This is a genomic window from Streptosporangium sp. OZ121 (assembly GCF_051918885.1).
In the GTDB taxonomy this organism is placed as follows: Bacteria; Actinomycetota; Actinomycetes; order Streptosporangiales; family Streptosporangiaceae; genus Streptosporangium.
Genome location: NZ_JBPXMC010000009.1, coordinates 260,833 through 275,853, shown reverse-complemented (window position 1 = coordinate 275,853; position 15,021 = coordinate 260,833). Strand labels below are relative to the sequence as shown.

The 15,021-nt window shown below is 71.4% G+C and carries 12 protein-coding genes; 6 read left to right on the top strand and 6 right to left on the bottom strand.

The annotated features are described in order from the left end of the window. The first annotated feature begins 57 nt into the window (after positions 1-57). Together ACTOQ1_RS19315 and ACTOQ1_RS19310 are read left to right on the top strand one after the other, a co-directional pair. Positions 58-873: a DUF3027 domain-containing protein gene (locus ACTOQ1_RS19315; protein WP_440068951.1), complete on the top strand. Its 816-nt coding sequence runs from the start codon at positions 58-60 to the stop codon at positions 871-873. A 186-nt stretch (positions 874-1,059) separates the two neighbouring features. Beyond that, positions 1,060-4,296, top strand: a complete 3,237-nt coding sequence (locus ACTOQ1_RS19310) for a sacsin N-terminal ATP-binding-like domain-containing protein (protein WP_440068949.1) — start codon at positions 1,060-1,062, stop codon at positions 4,294-4,296. Positions 4,297-4,321: 25 nt separating this feature from the next. Here ACTOQ1_RS19310 and ACTOQ1_RS19305 read toward each other — a convergent pair whose 3' ends face one another. Continuing rightward, entirely contained in the window at positions 4,322-4,582 is a 261-nt protein-coding gene (locus tag ACTOQ1_RS19305) for a DUF2530 domain-containing protein (RefSeq protein WP_440068947.1), read from the bottom strand. Positions 4,583-4,713: 131 nt separating this feature from the next. Here ACTOQ1_RS19305 and ACTOQ1_RS19300 point away from each other — a divergent pair, with 131 nt between their 5' ends. After that, the gene (locus tag ACTOQ1_RS19300) at positions 4,714-6,183 is read left to right on the top strand and encodes an NCS2 family permease (RefSeq protein ID WP_440068945.1); all 1,470 of its coding nucleotides are present in this window, start codon (positions 4,714-4,716) and stop codon (positions 6,181-6,183) included. A gap of 172 nt (positions 6,184-6,355) precedes the next feature. Here the strand turns inward: ACTOQ1_RS19300 and ACTOQ1_RS19295 are convergent, their stop codons facing one another. The 4 genes from ACTOQ1_RS19295 to ACTOQ1_RS19280 form a co-directional block, all read right to left on the bottom strand. Beyond that, the gene (locus tag ACTOQ1_RS19295) at positions 6,356-7,861 is read right to left on the bottom strand and encodes an ATP-binding protein (protein WP_440068943.1); all 1,506 of its coding nucleotides are present in this window, start codon (positions 7,859-7,861) and stop codon (positions 6,356-6,358) included. Between the two features lie 85 nt (positions 7,862-7,946). After that, positions 7,947-9,173 carry an aspartyl protease family protein gene (locus ACTOQ1_RS19290; RefSeq protein ID WP_440068941.1) on the bottom strand — a complete coding sequence of 409 codons (1,227 nt, stop codon included), beginning with the start codon at positions 9,171-9,173 and terminating at the stop codon, positions 7,947-7,949. Continuing rightward, positions 9,170-9,769 (bottom strand): helix-turn-helix domain-containing protein, encoded by a 600-nt coding sequence (locus ACTOQ1_RS19285; protein WP_440068940.1) that lies wholly within the window; start codon positions 9,767-9,769, stop codon positions 9,170-9,172. The genes ACTOQ1_RS19290 and ACTOQ1_RS19285 overlap by 4 nt, the downstream gene beginning before the upstream one ends. 272 nt (positions 9,770-10,041) lie before the next feature. After that, positions 10,042-10,635, bottom strand: coding sequence for a hypothetical protein (locus ACTOQ1_RS19280; RefSeq protein WP_440068937.1), 594 nt, complete (start codon positions 10,633-10,635; stop codon positions 10,042-10,044). A 515-nt stretch (positions 10,636-11,150) separates the two neighbouring features. Between ACTOQ1_RS19280 and ACTOQ1_RS19275 the strand changes: the two genes are divergently transcribed. The 3 genes from ACTOQ1_RS19275 (at position 11,151) to thpR (ending at position 13,733) form a co-directional block, all read left to right on the top strand. After that, positions 11,151-11,606, top strand: coding sequence for a MarR family winged helix-turn-helix transcriptional regulator (locus ACTOQ1_RS19275; RefSeq protein ID WP_329086843.1), 456 nt, complete (start codon positions 11,151-11,153; stop codon positions 11,604-11,606). 317 nt (positions 11,607-11,923) lie between these two features. Next, the gene (locus ACTOQ1_RS19270; protein WP_440068934.1) at positions 11,924-13,189 is read left to right on the top strand and encodes an MFS transporter; all 1,266 of its coding nucleotides are present in this window, start codon (positions 11,924-11,926) and stop codon (positions 13,187-13,189) included. Further along, a complete protein-coding gene (gene thpR, locus ACTOQ1_RS19265; protein WP_440068932.1) occupies positions 13,143-13,733 on the top strand; it encodes an RNA 2',3'-cyclic phosphodiesterase in 591 nt (196 codons plus the stop codon). Before ACTOQ1_RS19270 ends, thpR begins: the two co-directional genes overlap by 47 nt. A 291-nt stretch (positions 13,734-14,024) precedes the next feature. Here the strand turns inward: thpR and ACTOQ1_RS19260 are convergent, their stop codons facing one another. Then, positions 14,025-14,993, bottom strand: coding sequence for an aldo/keto reductase (locus tag ACTOQ1_RS19260; protein ID WP_440068930.1), 969 nt, complete (start codon positions 14,991-14,993; stop codon positions 14,025-14,027). Between the last annotated feature and the right edge of the window lie 28 nt (positions 14,994-15,021).

The following is a 15,021-nucleotide window of genomic DNA, read 5'->3' as shown; positions in this document are numbered from 1 at the left end:
CGAGCGAGCCAGTAGGGACAGCAGCCGTCGTGCTGCGAGGCTGACGGGAGACGACTCGTGAGCCGGACTCGATCCCGCGCCGTGGTCCTTGACCAGGCGTGCGTCGCGGCCGTCGACCTGGCCAGAGCCGCGGTCGAGGAGAACGTCAGGCCCGGAGACGTGGGCGACCACCTCGGGGTCGAGGGTGAGGGAGACCGCGTCGTCACCCATTACTTCGCCTGTCTCGATCGCGCCTACCGGGGCTGGCGCTGGGCCGTCACGGTCGCCCGGGCCTCGCGGGCGCGCAACGTGACGGTCAGCGAGGTCGTCCTCCTGCCCGGCGCGGGGGCCCTGATGCCGCCGCAGTGGGTGCCGTGGAGCGAGCGACTCCTCCCCGGCGACCTCGGCGTGGGCGATCTGCTGCCCACCTCCGACGACGACGACAGGCTCGCGCCCGGTTTCACCGAGACCGACGACGACTCCGACCACCAGATGATCTTCGAGTACGGCCTCGGCCGGGCCCGGGTGCTCTCCCCGATCGGCCGCGACCGCGCCGTGCGGCGCTGGCACTCCGGCGAGTCGGGGCCGCACACCCCGCTCGCGCACGCCGCGCCCGCCCAGTGCTCCACCTGCGGCTTCTACTGGCCGCTCGCGGGCGCGCTGCGCACCGGCTTCGGGGTCTGCGCGAACGAGTACGCCCCCGACGACGGCCGGGTGGTCGCCGCCGACCACGGCTGCGGGGCGCACTCCGAGGCGGCCGTGCTGCCGCACCAGGTCGAGCCGACCTCGCCGATCCTCGACGACCTCTCCTACGACACCGCGGAGAACGGCGCGGAACCGGATCTGGCCGGATCGGTGGACGACACCGCCTCCGAGCCGCTCGGCCATTCCTGACCCGGCGCCGCAGGGCCGTTCCCAACCCGGGGCACCGGGTCCATCCCGCCCCGCCGCCGTCCCGGCGGCACACCCGGCCGTCGCGGCCGGGCGCCGCTCCCGTGGCGTCCCGGCCGTCTGGGCCGTTCCGGCCGCTTCGGCCGGGACGCCCGGCCGTGCGGGGCATCGACCTTTGGAAGCATCGCCTTGACTGACATCTTCGGCACCGAACGACTGCGCTCCGCCGTCCTGGCCGCCTGGACCGCCTCGCCGGCCCGTTTCCGCGAGGACGCCAACGCGGAGGAGGACTTCGCGCTCGGCGGCTACCGTGACAGGCTGATCGTCGAGCTGGCCCAGAACGCCGCCGACGCCGCGCTCCGCGCCGGGGTGCCCGGGCGGCTCCGCCTCTCGCTGCGCGAGGGCGTGCTGTCGGCCGCCAACACCGGCGCCCCGGTCGACAGGGCCGGGATCGAGGGGCTGTCCACGCTGCGCGTCTCCGCCAAGCGCGACGACACCCACGCGGCCGGCCGTTTCGGCGTCGGATTCGCGGCCGTGGTGTCGGTCTGCGACGAGCCGGTGATCGGCTCGCTCGGTTCCGGGGTCGTCCGCTGGTCCCGCGACCAGACCGCCGCCCTGGTGGCCGCCGAGCCCGAGCTGGCCAAGGAGCTGGCCGAGCGCGGCGGGCACGTCCCGCTGCTGCGTCTGCCCTTCCCCGCGGGCCCGGTCGAGATTCCCGCCGGGTTCGACACTCTCGTGCGGCTGCCGCTCCGTGACGAGGCGGCCGAGGAGGCCGTACGGGCGATGCTGAGGGAGACCAGCCCCGCCCTGCTGCTCGGCCTGCCCGCCCTGGAGTCGATCGAGGTCGACGTGGACGGCGAGACGCGGACCGTCACCTCCGAGGGCTGGAAGGTCGTCTCGGCCTCCGGGCGGTTCACCCCCGAGCAGGTGGCCGAGCTCTTCGCCGACCGCCCGACCGAGGAGCGTTCCCGGCCGCACTGGCTGGTCCGCTGGGCCGTACCCGTCACCGGTCCCGCATCCGCCGGTCCCGGGTCCGTACCTGTCACCGGTCCCGGATCCACCGGTTCCCCGGGCGGGACCGCGGCCGGTTCGCGGGAGGCGGCGCCGGTCGGGGAGCCCCGGCCGCTGCCCGCCCTGGTGCCGCCGGTGGTGCACGCGCCCACGCCGAGCGACGAGCCGCTGGACCTGCCCGCGCTGCTGATCGCCTCGTTCCCGATGGCCACCGACCGGCGGCACGTCGCGCCGGGTCCGCTGGCCGATTTCCTGGTCGAGCGGGCCGCCGACACCTATCTGGAGCTGCTCGCCGGGCTGCCCCGCACGCCGCGGCTCCTCGACCTCGTCCCCGGCATGATGGGCAAGGGCGAGCTCGACGCCCGCATCCGCCGGGCGATCCTGCGCAGGCTCCCCGACACCCCGCTGCTCCCCGCGCTCTCCCCGCCCGCCGACCCGGCCTCGACGGGCAGGCCGGGCGGTTCCGGCACCTCGCTCCTGCTTCCCGACCCCTCCGAGGCGGCCGCCGGAGGTGGCGCCTCCCCGGCCCCGCTCTCCGAGGGCGAGGAGCTGGTCGTCTCCGGGCGGCAGGCCTCCGTGGTCGCGGCCCCGGCCGAGCTGCTGGAGCGGGTCGCCCCCATGATCCCCGGGCTGCTGCCCGCGGGGTGGCCGTCCCGGCATCCGGCGATCACCGCGCTCGGTGTCAGCCGGGTGCAGCTCTCCGAGATCGTGGACATGCTCTCCGGTGACGCCGTCAAGGACAGGGACCCGGCCTGGTGGCGGTCGCTGTACGAGGTGCTGCCCGCCGACGACCCCGAGGCCCTCGGCGCGCTGCCGGTGCCGCTGGCCGACGGCCGCCTGGTCAGGGGGCCGCGCGGCACGCTGCTGCTGACCGACGGCTCCGCGCTGGACCCGGCCGTCCTCGCCCCGCTCGGGCTGCGCGTGGTGCACCCGGACGCGGCCCACCCCCTCCTGCTCAGGCTCGGCGCGGGCGAGGCCACCCCGCGCACCGTCCTGGAGGACCCGCTGACCCGTTCCGCCGTCTCGGAGTCGCTCGACAGCCCCGACTCGGAACCGGTGGCCCAGGCGGTGCTCGCGCTGGTCGACGCCGCGGGGCTGACCGCGGGCGACGCCCCCTGGCTGTCCGAGCTGGCGCTGCGCGGCGCCGACGGCGAGCTGTACCCGGCGGGCGAGCTGCTCCTCGCCGACGGGTCGCTGGCCGGGCTGCTCGACACGGAGACGCACTTCGGCACGGCCGCTCCCGAGCTGGTGGAGCGGTACGGCCCCCGGGTGCTCGCCGCGGCGGGGGTGCTCGACGGCTTCGCCGTGGTCAACGACTCCGATGTCATGATCGACCCGGACGAGTGCGACCACGACCTGGATCGCGAGGACGAGTGGCTGGAGACCGTCCTCGACCTGCTGCCCGAGATGGACGTACCACCGGTCGCCCGGGAGTTCTCCGCCGTACGCGACCTGGAGTACGTCGCCGACTGGCCCGCCGCCCTCGCCCTGCTGTCGCGCCCGCCGCTCCGCTCGGTGCTGCACCCGCTGCGGATCCTGGTGGCGGGGGAGATCGTGGAAGTGCCGTCCTACACCGCCTGGTGGCTCTCCACGCACCCGGTGCTCGCCGGCAGGCGCCCCACGGAGCTGCGGCTCCCCGCGGGCGACCCGCTGCTGTTCGGCCTGTACGGCGACGCCCCGGCCGTCGTCGACGAGGCCGCGCTGGCGATGATCGGAGTCCGGAGCACGCTGGCCGACCTGCTCGCCTCCCACGGCGGTCCCGACGAGCTGCTCGACCTGCTGGGCGACCCCGCGGTGGAGGTCGACCGCGCCCAGCTCCGCTCCCTGTGGGTGGCCCTCGCCGGTGTCGACCCCGCCCGCGTCGGGCCCCCGCGCGCCGTACGCGCCGTCCTCGGTGACGCGATCGTCGCCGTCGACGCGGAGGACGGCCGCCCGCTGTCCACCGGCACCGATGCCGGGGACGAGGCGGGCGAGCCGGGGGAGCCGGTCGTGGTCGAGGCGCCGGACCTGCTGCCGCTCGTCGCGGGCCGGCCGCTGATCCTGGCCCCGTTCGACCTGGCCGAGGCGCTGTCGGAGCTGCTCGACCTGCCGCTGGCGGGGGAGGAGGCCGCGGGTGAGGTGACGTCCTCGGGCGAGAAGCGCGACGTCCCGCCCGCCGTACGGTCACTGCTGCCGACCGCGCCCGCGACCTACGTGGAGCACGAGAGGCTGCTGGTGGACGGTGTCCCCGCGGCCTGGCGGTTCTTCGAGGGCACGGTGCACGCCTCGGGCGTGGAGGGGCTGGCTCGCGGGCTCGCCTGGGCCTCCGGCCAGTGGGGCGACCGGCTCGCCGTGGCGGCGCTGCTGCGCGACCCGGCGGCGGTGCCGCTGCTGCTCGCCGAGGCCGATCTGGACAGCTGGACCGCCTCGACCTAGACGATCGCCCGGGAGCGCGTGGGGGTCACAGGATCGCGGTGGTCGGCTCGATCGGCTCTTCGGGCGGGGGCGGCGGGCGGCGGTTGCGGCGGCGTACGTACCAGAGGCCGAAAAGGCCGCCGCAGATGCCTGACACGCAGGTCCAGATCCACCAGCGGTACTCGGGATCCGGCTGCACGACCAGGAGCACGACCAGGGCGATGACCCACAGACCCGTACCCGTGAGGATCGTGAGCGTGTCGTTGGTCCTCAACGGCTGCAGATCCGGACGTCGTGGCTGGTTCACGCGCTCCAGACTAGGTGACGACGTCTCACTGTTCGCAAAACGGATTACGTCAAGACGCGAATCCATCTCGAAACCATCACCATCACCAGCCGGGTCTTCCGAGATGGGCATCCCACTGTCACTCTGCGTGAGTGAATGATGTTAAAACCCACCAAATAAGTAGAATTGACCGTTTCTTCTTCATCTCTGACCGTGGCTCGTCCGTGGGCCGGGAGGTGCGCGGCGGGTTCGCCACGTTCTTCACGATGGCCTACATCGTCGTGCTCAACCCCTTGATCATCGCCACCGTCAAGGACGCCGAGGGCCAGTTCATCGGCGACGGGAGCACGCCCAACATCCCGCTCGTCGCGGCCGGCACCGCCCTCGTGGCCGGGTTGCTCAGCATCCTGATGGGGGTCATCGGCAAGGTCCCCTTCGCGATGGCCGCGGGTCTGGGCCTGAACGCCTTCGTCACTTACGGCATCGCCTCGCAGATGTCCTGGGAGTCGGCGATGGGCCTGGTGTTCCTGGAGGGCGTGATCATCGCTCTCCTGGTGCTCACCGGGTTCCGTACCGCCGTGTTCAACGCCATCCCACCCCAGCTCAAGACGGCGATCAGCGTCGGCATCGGCCTGTTCATCGCCCTGATCGGTTTCGTGGACGCCGGTTTCGTCCGCAGGGTGGCGGCCGGGCCGCCGCTGGAGCTCGGCATCGCGGGCTCGCTGACCAGCTGGCCGATCCTCGTCTTCGTGGTCGGCCTGCTGCTGATCGTGCTGCTGGTGGCGCGCCAGACCAAGGGCGCCATCCTGATCGGCATCATCGCCACCACCGTCCTCGCGGTCATCGTCGAGGCCGTCGCCAAGGTCGGAGCCTCGGTGACGCCGGGCCAGCCGCCGAACCCCGCGGGCTGGCAGCTCGTCGTCCCCCAGCTGCCCGAGCAGATCTTCGGCTTCAACAACCCGCTGGTGCTGTTCAGGGAGTTCGATCCGCTCGGTGCCTTCGGCTCCGTCTCGGTCATCCTGGCCTTGCTGCTCATCTTCACGCTGTTGATCACCGACTTCTTCGACACCATGGGCACGATCGTGGGCGTCGGTGGCCAGGCCGGGCTGATCAGGGAGGACGGCACCCTGCCCAGGACCCGAGAGATCCTCCTCGTCGACTCGATCGGCGCGGCGGCCGGAGGCGCGGGCTCCGTCTCCTCCAACACGACCTACATCGAGTCGGCGGCGGGTGTCGGCGAGGGCGCCCGCACCGGCCTCGCCAGCGTCGTCACCGGCGTGCTGTTCCTGCTGGCCATCTTCGTCTCGCCGCTCGTCGCCGTCGTCCCCTACGAGGCCGCCGCCCCTGCCCTGGTCGTGGTCGGTTTCCTGATGATGACCGCCATTCGCGAAATCGACTTCACCGACTACGAGATCTCCATCCCGGCGTTCCTCACGATCGTCCTGATGCCGTTCACGTACTCGATAGCTACCGGTATCGGCGCGGGCTTCGTCACCTTCGTGCTGATCAAGGCCATCAAGGGCAAGGCCCGTGAGGTCCACCCGCTGATGTGGACGGTCGCGGGACTGTTCGTGATCTACTTCGCACTCGGCCCGATCAAGGCACTGCTCAATCTCGGCTGAGCGACGACCCGAAGGCCGTCATGGTGATCCAAGAAGATGATCGCCGTGACGGCCTTTCCGCGTTCTCGTCCACCGTGCCGGAGAGCGGAACCGCGGCGGACGGATCGCGGTCGCCGGGCGACGGTCGCCGAGGCGCCAGGCGTTCCGTCCGCGATCCGAGGTCCGTTCCAGATCATGTCGGCAAGACGGTGGGTTCCGTTTTTCCGAAGAGGGATGGCAGGTCCACGAGGAGAACGTCGCCACGGCGGCGTGCGATAGCCACGAGGTCGGGGTGGAAGCCTTCCATCGAGAAGATCGCCAGGCGAGTGGAGGTGACGTCATGCCCCTGGCCTCGGAGGATCTCCTTCAGCCGGTCGAGCCGTTCCAGGTCTGCGGGGCCTCGCCTTACGAGAGTGGCCTTCGCCTCCCCGATGAGTCCCACCGTGGCGCGGCCGGACCTCCGGTCCAAGGCGATGACGTCGATCTCGTGTTTGGCCCGTCCGCCTTGATCGTTGATCACTGTCGAGGCGATCGTGCTCGTTCCCGCGCGGAGGGAGGGGTCGGTGCGGCTGCGGAGCCACTCGCGTGAGCATTCCTCGAAATGAGGGCCCAGGATGCGGGAGATGAAGGTGGGCTGGGATTCGTGCCACGCCTGGGTGGAGCCGCCCGTCTCTATCAGGTCCCGTTTCGGAACGGTGATCAGGTTGTGGAAGCGGATGATGGGATCCGCGACGGTGATCACCGGGCGACGTTCCCAGAGCGGATCGGTCGAGTAGTCGAGGTATCCCGAACTCGTCAGCATCTCAAGCGGGCGGGTCAGGGACGTGCGATCGCGTTCGACCAATCCGCCGATCTTCGTCGGGCTGGTGGCGCCGGTGGCGACCGCGTTGATGATCGCGTAATGGAGTGAGCTTCCGGTGAACCGAGGGTCCTCCCGCAGTAGATACTCCGCTTCGCTACGGGAGAAGAGTGCCTGACCGGGATTGAGAACCGTCGCCGGAATCCAGGTGTCGAACTCCTGCGGGGTTCGAGGCGAAGGTGACGAGGTCAGGTTGCGGTAGCCGGGAGATCCGCCGATCGTGGCGTGCAGTCGCAGGGCGGTCGCCGGGTCGTCGACACCCCAGTGCCGCGCGGTGGTGCTCGGATCGAACGGCTGGAGGCGCATGTCGACCGCGGCCCGCCCGCGCAGGGCCTTCGTGCCGGACAGAAGATCGTTCATCACGGACATGGCCGATCCGCAGACGATCACTCGGCCGCCCTCGTGGCCGTGACCGGTCTGTGAACGGTCGTAGAGCAGCTGGAGCAGGCCGGGGAGCTCCGGAGAGTGCGTCATCCAGTGGGGCAACTCATCGATGACCAGCAATCCGGAGGCGCCTCGTCGTCGCGTGGTCAGGCTGATCGCCGAATCGAGGAGAGACTCCCAGCCGGAGTCGTCGCGGAAGAGGCCGGAACTCACCCCCGCGTATCGCGCGAGGTCGTCGGCGAATCGCCGCCGCGCGGCCACCGTGCCCTCCTCGGCGACAGCGGAGACATAGAGGCCGTCCATCGCGTCGGCCAACGCGCGGAGGAGATAGCTCTTGCCGACCCGTCGCCGTCCTGACAGAACCCCCAACCGCAGATGGGGGTCGGGATGCGTGACGAACTCGGTGAGTGTGGACCACTCGGAGTCGCGGGCAAGTAGACGGGAGGGTTTGAGCACTGCTGTCTCCTGAACTGTATGTTTCCAAGCATACAGTTCAGGAGACAGTCGCACATGGGTTTGCTGGACCGTCCGCCGATGCGGGTCACGCGAGCGGTACGGGGTGTCGGAACGTGTATTCGTGCCGGTCGAAGTCGAGGGTCCAGGCGTACTTGTCGAGGAAGGCGTGGGACAGCAGGCCGTCGACGCGTACGCCGCCGAACGATGCCCAGGGCACGCGCCGGGCCGGGGTCGTGGCCACGAACTGGTCGTCCTGGCGAAGCGGCCCCAGGTGGATCGGTTCGTCGACGACGAAGTGCGGGCGGTTCGCGCGGGCCCGGCTCACACCCCAGGAGCGGTATCGCCGCGCGGTCGTGTAGAGGCATGCCTGGCGGGGCGGTGAGCCGTCCTCCTGGATGACGTAGACCAGTCCGGAGTCGATGAAGAAATTGAGGTCCTGCCGGGTGCCGAAGCCTCCGCGGGCGAACATGTAGTGGTCCGCCCACAGGTAGAAGGGGATCCGGGCGAGTTCCGGCCGGTCGTCGAGAAGCGCGAGGTGGTCGGCCGCCTGCCGTGGGTCGCGGCGTCGCGACAGGAGCAGGCGCCCGCGGGGGTGGTCGACGGTGGTGAGAAACCGCTGCAGCACGTTGGTGCCGATGATGACGAGATCCTGGTCGCCGCGCAGCGTCGGCATGGCCTCCACCGGCACGTTGGTCAGGACGGCGTCGCCGAGCGTCAGCTCCCTGGCGATCCCGGTGTAGAGGTCGGTGCGGGTCGTACCGTGATGATCCTTTCCGCCGGGGATCAGCCGGATGCCCAGCGCTTCGGCGCGCCCGGTTCCCATGACGAGGAACGTGCCGCCGGTGTCGATGTGGGCGCGTACGGGGTGGCCGTCGAGCGTGGCGTCCACGGCGGGCAGGTAGGGCGCCAGCGCGTGGTCGGCGAAGGGAAGGACGGTCGCGCGGTCGAGCTCGACGCTCAGCGGGTGATCCATCCGCGCCACGAGATCGGGAGGCATCGGTCGTTTCCCCCGGCGCCGCTGTACGTGCGCGTGGGCCTCGGCCGGCCGGTCCAGATGCAGCAAGGCGTGCGCGACGGGTTCGTCCAGTTCCGTCCAGGCCGGATAAAGACGGCGAACGGCCTCGTAGTGGGTCAGCGCCTGCTCGTAGTCTCCGCGCACGTAGCTGGTCAGGAACCGGAGGTGCGCGTGTTGCCGCCGGCCGGCATGGGCGGCCAGACGCTCGGCCTCGTCGATGTCCCCGCGCTCCCAGGCCCGCCACGCGGCGCGGGCGGGCGCTCCCCGTGCGTGCCACCGGCGGGAGGCCCGGCTCATTCTCCGGCCTCCCCGGTCTCCCCGGCCGTCTGATCGCCTCCGGCGCTCAGGTCCAGAGTGGCCGCGATGATGGTGAGCAGCGGGACCAGCGCGTGGGCGGCGAGCTCGTACTCGCCTCGCCGGGGCTGGACGAGCAGGCCCGCCGCCTGTAGCCCGCGCAGGTGGTGGTAGAGATGCCCGGTGGAGGTCGTCTCGCCGAGGACCTCCTGGAGCTGGGCGCGGGTGCGTGTCGTGCCGAGCACCGCGGTGAGCAACGCCAGGCGCGCCGGGCTCCCGAGGCACTCCAGCACGGTGGCGGTGCCCGATCGCTCCGCGCCGACGAGGTCGCGAACGGGGTGCTGCTTGGCCCACAGATACTCGCGGCCATCGCGGCCGACGGCTCCCGCGTACGCGATCGCGCCGGTCGCCTCCAAGGGGCCGGGAGCCTGCCCGTCGTCGGTGCCGCCGACGTGCTCGCGCAGCCGGTCGAGCAACCGCAGAGGCGCGTCGCCGGTCGAGCCGCCGGCCGCCCGCTCCTTCCGCTGGGTGGCCGGTGCCGTCTCCAGCCGTTCCACCCGCCTTTCCAGAGCGGCGAGCCGCTGCTCCGTCGTGTCCATTCGCACGCACCCTCAGATCGCCATCGAGAGATAATTCCGTAATTTCGGAATAGCGTACATATGGCCTACGCGAGGGTCAACGACTCGTACGCGCTCGACCGGCCGCCCGGCCTGACGATCATCGCTTGCGGGGAAAGGTCGTCCTTCGTGGAAGGGTTTCCGCGTCCTGCTCGGCGCCCCCTCCCGCGCGCCGTCGTGCTCGGTGCCCTCCGGGGCCACGGCCCGCGTGCCGTCCTGTTTCTCCGGCCGGGCCCGCGTGCCGTCGTGCTCTCCTAACGCCCTCTGGGGCCACCGGGGAGCAGCCCCGCGCGGTACGCCTTGAGGACGGCGTCGGATTCGGCCTGGGTGAGCGTGCCGGCGGTGACGGCCGCCTTCAGGCGTTCGGTCAAGGCGGTCTCGGCCTCGGCGCCACGTTGCCGGTGGAGCGTCTCCAGCGCGGCGGTGACCTTGTCCGCCGTGAGACCGAGCTTGGCGGCCAGAGCTTCGGCCTTGTCCCGTACGGCGGCCTGCCCGGCCTCCTTCGGTGGGGCGGCCCGCTCGGCGTCCTTGGGCGGGCGACCCGGTCCGCCTTCCTTGCGGAGCTCCTCCAGGGCCGCGGTGACCTTGGCCTCGTCGACACCGAGGGCCTCGGCGAGCTTGGCGGCCATCTCCCCGTGGTCGCCGCGGACGCCGGGGCCGTGGCCGGGGCCGTGGCCCCAGCGCGGGCCGCGCTCGGCGCCGTCGTGGCCGGTGCCGGGGGTCGCAGGGGAGGGGGACGACGGCGTGGGGGTGGGGCTGGTCGCCCAGGCCGCCACGGGGACGGCCAGCCCGCCGGCCAGAGCGGTGCCGACGCCGGCGATGATGATCATGCGCTTGGTGCGGTTCATGTGACTCCTAGTTCGATGTGGAGCACCTACCGGACCAATGGTCGGGCGACCGCATGAGACTCCCCTCATCCCTGTCTGAGAATCCGATGAGATCCGGGGCCCGCGCGTCGGCCGACCGCTCCGGCGGGCGGAATCCCGTCCGGCCGGTCGCTTCGATCACCGGGAGCGCGGGGCTCCCGGTCCCCCCGGGGGCGCGAGAGCGCGAAGAGATAAGATGGCGGCTCTGGTGTACGAGGTCGCCCCATGTGAGGGCCTTCCCGTCGAGGGCCTTCGGCTTCCGCGAGGGAAAGTACGGTCAGACCCGCCGGCGCTTCCGACAGGCGCCCCGCACGCGGCGACCCCCCGGATCTCCGGCGCTTTCCCCCGGGTTTCCGGGGGGCGGCGCCCGGCGCTCGGGGCGGGGTTGGCGATCCCTCATCCGTCTGGCACGCTGTACGGCCCGTTCCGAGAAGGAAACCCGCTGGAGGGAATCACGTGCACACGTATATAGTTAGCAAAGGTAATGACCTACGCTAATGAATCACCCCAGGAAGGACCCCGTCGCGAACCTGCGCAGCGACGCCGGTCTGGCTTCGGCTCTGCGCGTGTCGCTGGCACGACTGAACAGACGCCTGCGCAGGCAGGCCGCGGTGCACTCGCTGACGCCCACCCAGCTCGCGACGCTCGCCGCCGTAGAACGGCATTCAGGGATAACCCCCGGCGAATTGGCCGAGCTGGAGAAGGTCCAGCCACCCTCGATGACCCGCGTGATCGCCGTGCTGGCCGAGCGGGAACTGGTGTCACGTACACCGCACCCGACCGACCGGCGCCAGGTGACCGTGGGCGTGACCGAGCAGGGCTCAACCCTGCTGAGGGAGGAGCGGCGTCTCAAGGAGGCGTGGCTGACGCAGCGGCTGAAGGAGCTGACACCCGAGGAGAGGGCGACGCTCCGGCAGGCGGCTCCGATACTGGAGAAACTCAGCCGGATCTAGCCGACCCCGAGGAACCCGAGGCCCCGGCGGACCCGCGCGACGCCGGGGCATCCGCCGCGCCGGGCGGAGAATCAGGTACGAAGCCGCAGGAGGAGCCGGACGGCGAACCGGGCGGGGAGTCCGGTACGAAGCCGGACGGGGAGCCGGACCGGGACTCCGGTACGAAGCCGGACGGGAGCCAGGGCCGGAAGCCCGGCGGGAAGACCGGGCTGAGGGCGAGGGTCCGGCGGCGGCGGGCCGCGAGGGCCGCGAGGGCCGCGAGAGCCACAGCCACCGCGAACGAGTTCCAGGCCACGGAGAGCGGGACGGCCCAGCCCGTGCCCGAGACGCGGGGCGGGATGTTCCGGTCCCTGCGCGTCTACAACTACCGGCTGTTCGCGGCCGGAGGCGTGGTCTCCAACGTCGGCTCGTGGATGCAGCGCACCGCGCAGGACCTGCTGGTGCTCGACCTGACGAACGGCAGCGCCTTCGCGCTGGGCGTGACCGTCATGCTGCAGTTCCTGCCGTTGCTGCTCTTCGGTCTCTGGGGCGGCATGCTCGCCGACCGCTATCCCAAGCGGCAACTGCTGATCGTCGCCCAGTCGCTCATGGGCCTGCTGGCGCTCACCATGGGCGTGCTGGTCGTGACCGGCTCGGCCCAGGTCTGGCAGGTGTTCGTGATGGCGTTCCTGCTCGGCCTCATCGCCTGCGTCGAGGTGCCGACCCGGCAGTCGTTCGTCGTGGAGATGGTCGGCCGCAAGGACCTGTCCAACGCGATCGCGCTGAACGCGTCGAGTTTCAACCTGGCCCGCGTGGTCGGTCCGGCCGTCGCGGGTGTCCTGATCTACGCGTTCGGCGGCACCGGCCCGATCTTCCTGATCAACGCGCTCTCCTTCGCGGGCGTGCTCGCCGGCCTGATGCTCATGCGCACCTCCGAGCTGACCACCCCGGAACCGGTGCCGAGGGCCAAGGGGCAGCTCCGCGAGGGTCTGCGCTACGTGATGGTGCGGCCCGAACTGCTCATGCCGATACTGCTGATCGCCTTCGTCTCGCTGTTCACACAGTCGTTCTCGATGTCGATCGCGCTCATGGCGCGCCAGGTCTTCGGGGCGGGCGCGGCCTCGTTCGGGCTGGCCTCCAGCATGTTCGCGGTCGGCGCGCTGGCGGGCGCGCTCATGGCGGCGCGGCGGGTACGGCCCAGCCGGCGGCTGCTGGTCGGCGGCGCGGTCGCGTTCGGCCTGTTCCAGATCGTCAGCGGCCTGGCGCCGTGGTACCCCCTCTACCTGGTCTCCCTCGTACCCGCCGGCATCGCGTTGATCTCGGTGAACACCGCCGCCAACGCCAGCGTGCAGCTCGCCACCTCGCCGGAGATGCGCGGCCGGGTGATGGGGATCTACGTGCTCGTGTTCACCGGGGGAGCCCCCTTCGGCGCGCTGCTTCTCGGCTGGATCTCCGAGCTGGGCGGCCCGCGCGCGGGGGTCCTGGTGGGCGGCGCGCTCACCCTGATCGGCTCCGGTGTGGCCATAATGCTGACAAAGGTGATCAGCAGGGGGTCGCATGCGGCTGTTCGTGGGGTTGCTGCCGCCGCCACCGGCGCGCGATGAGCTCATCCTCGCCCTCGAAGCCCACCGGCCGCGCTGGCCGGGGCTCCGCTGGCTGGACCCGGCGAGCTGGCATGTGACGCTGTCGTTCCTCGGGGAGGTGCCCGACCGGGTGCTGCCCGAGCTGCGGGCGCGGCTCGCCGACGCCGCCACGCGCCACCCGCCGATGACGCTGTCCCTCACCGGTGCCGGGGCGTTTCCCTCGGCGGGCCGGGCGCGGGTCTTCCTGACCGGTCTGGGGGGCGACCGCGCCGGCCTCGCCCGCCTCGCCGTCCAGGTGGGGGCCGGGGCGCTGGAGGCCGGAGCCGGGCAGACGGACCGCCGGCGGTTCACGCCGCACCTGAGCCTGGCCCGGTGCCGCGCCGACACGGACGTGAGCGCCCTGGTCGAGGCGTTCGGGGCATTCTCAGGGGCCGCGTGGGAGGCGGGGACGGTGCACCTGATGCGGAGCGACTTCGGGGGCGGGACCACCGGCGGGGGCGGGGCTCGTTACGAGACGGTCGAGGAATGGCATCTGACGGCCCCGGCACCCCGTGGGCAGAGCTAGGCTCCAGGACGTGGATCGTCCCCGTCGCTGGCTGCTGCCCACGGTGCTCGCACTGCTCGTGCTCCTCGTGGTGATCGGCGCCCTCGTGTCCTAGCCGCCCGGCGGCCGTCTTCCAACCGTCCGGCGACCATGTCCCTCCCGGCCGTGTTCCCGGGTTCCCGGATCTCGCGGCGGTCCACCGGCCCGCTCCCGGTTCCGCGTCCCCGGCCCGTTCAGGTGTCTCCCGGACATTCCCGGCTCAGGCGCCGCCCGGGAATCCCCGCGCGTCCGGGTGCCGCCCGGCGCCACCGTTCACCAGGCGTAGTGCTCGGGCGCCGTCTTGAAGCCGGGGAAGATCTCGTCCAGGCGGGCCAGGGCCTTCTCGTCCAGAACGATCTCCAATGCCCTGGTGACGCCGTCGAGCTGGTCGAGCGTGCGCGGACCGATGATCGGCGCGGTGACGACCTTCTGGTGGAGCAGCCACGCCAGGCCGACGTTCGCCGGATCCTCACCCAGCTCGTCGCAGAACTCCTCGTAACGCTCGATCTTGTCGCGGTGCTTGTCCAGCTGCTTGGTGATCTGCTCCGAGGCCGAACGCCCCTTGTCGATCTTCCGGAGGATGCCGCCGAGCAGGCCGCCCGCGAGCGGGCTCCACGGGATCAGGCCCACCCCGTAGTCCTCGGCCGCCGGGATCACTTCGAGCTCCGGTGCGCGGACGACCAGGTTGTAGTGGGACTGCTCGGAGACCAGGCCGACGCTGTTGCGGCGCCGCGCGCTCTCCTGGGCCTTGGCGATGTGCCAGCCCGCGAAGTTGGACGACCCGACGTACAGGATCTTGCCCTGCTGCTTGAGGATGTCCATGGCCTCCCAGAACTCGTCGAACGGGGTGTTCCGGTCGACGTGATGCGCCTGGTAGAGGTCGATGTGGTCGGTCTGCATCCGCTTCAGCGACGCGTCGGCGGCGCGGCGGATGTTGAGCGCGGACAGCTGGCCCTCGTTGGGCCAGTCCCCCATCGAGCCGTAGAGCTTCGTGGCGATCACCGTCTTCTCGCGGCGCCCGCCCCCCTTGGCGAACCAGCGGCCGATGATCTGCTCGGTGATGCCCTCGCCCTTCTTCCAGCCGTAGACGTTGGCGGTGTCGAAGAAGTTGATCCCCAGCTCATGGGCGTGGTCCATGATCGCGAAAGAGTCTTCCTCCGTGGTCAAGGGGCCGAAGTTCATCGTGCCCAGGCAAAGGCGGCTGACCTTCAGGCCGGTACGGCCAAGCTGCGTGTAATCCATGCCCTTCACACTAGGTACCTGGAGCGCA

What these genes read in the sequence shown, in the direction of transcription:
- ACTOQ1_RS19280 (WP_440068937.1), bottom strand. Translation starts at nt 10,635, where the DNA reads ATGAACCGCACCAAGCGCATGATCATCATCGCCGGCGTCGGCACCGCT.
- ACTOQ1_RS19260 (WP_440068930.1), bottom strand. Translation starts at nt 14,993, where the DNA reads ATGGATTACACGCAGCTTGGCCGTACCGGCCTGAAGGTCAGCCGCCTT.
- thpR (WP_440068932.1), top strand. Translation starts at nt 13,143, where the DNA reads ATGCGGCTGTTCGTGGGGTTGCTGCCGCCGCCACCGGCGCGCGATGAG.
- ACTOQ1_RS19275 (WP_329086843.1), top strand. Translation starts at nt 11,151, where the DNA reads ATGAATCACCCCAGGAAGGACCCCGTCGCGAACCTGCGCAGCGACGCC.
- ACTOQ1_RS19285 (WP_440068940.1), bottom strand. Translation starts at nt 9,769, where the DNA reads ATGGACACGACGGAGCAGCGGCTCGCCGCTCTGGAAAGGCGGGTGGAA.
- ACTOQ1_RS19290 (WP_440068941.1), bottom strand. Translation starts at nt 9,173, where the DNA reads ATGAGCCGGGCCTCCCGCCGGTGGCACGCACGGGGAGCGCCCGCCCGC.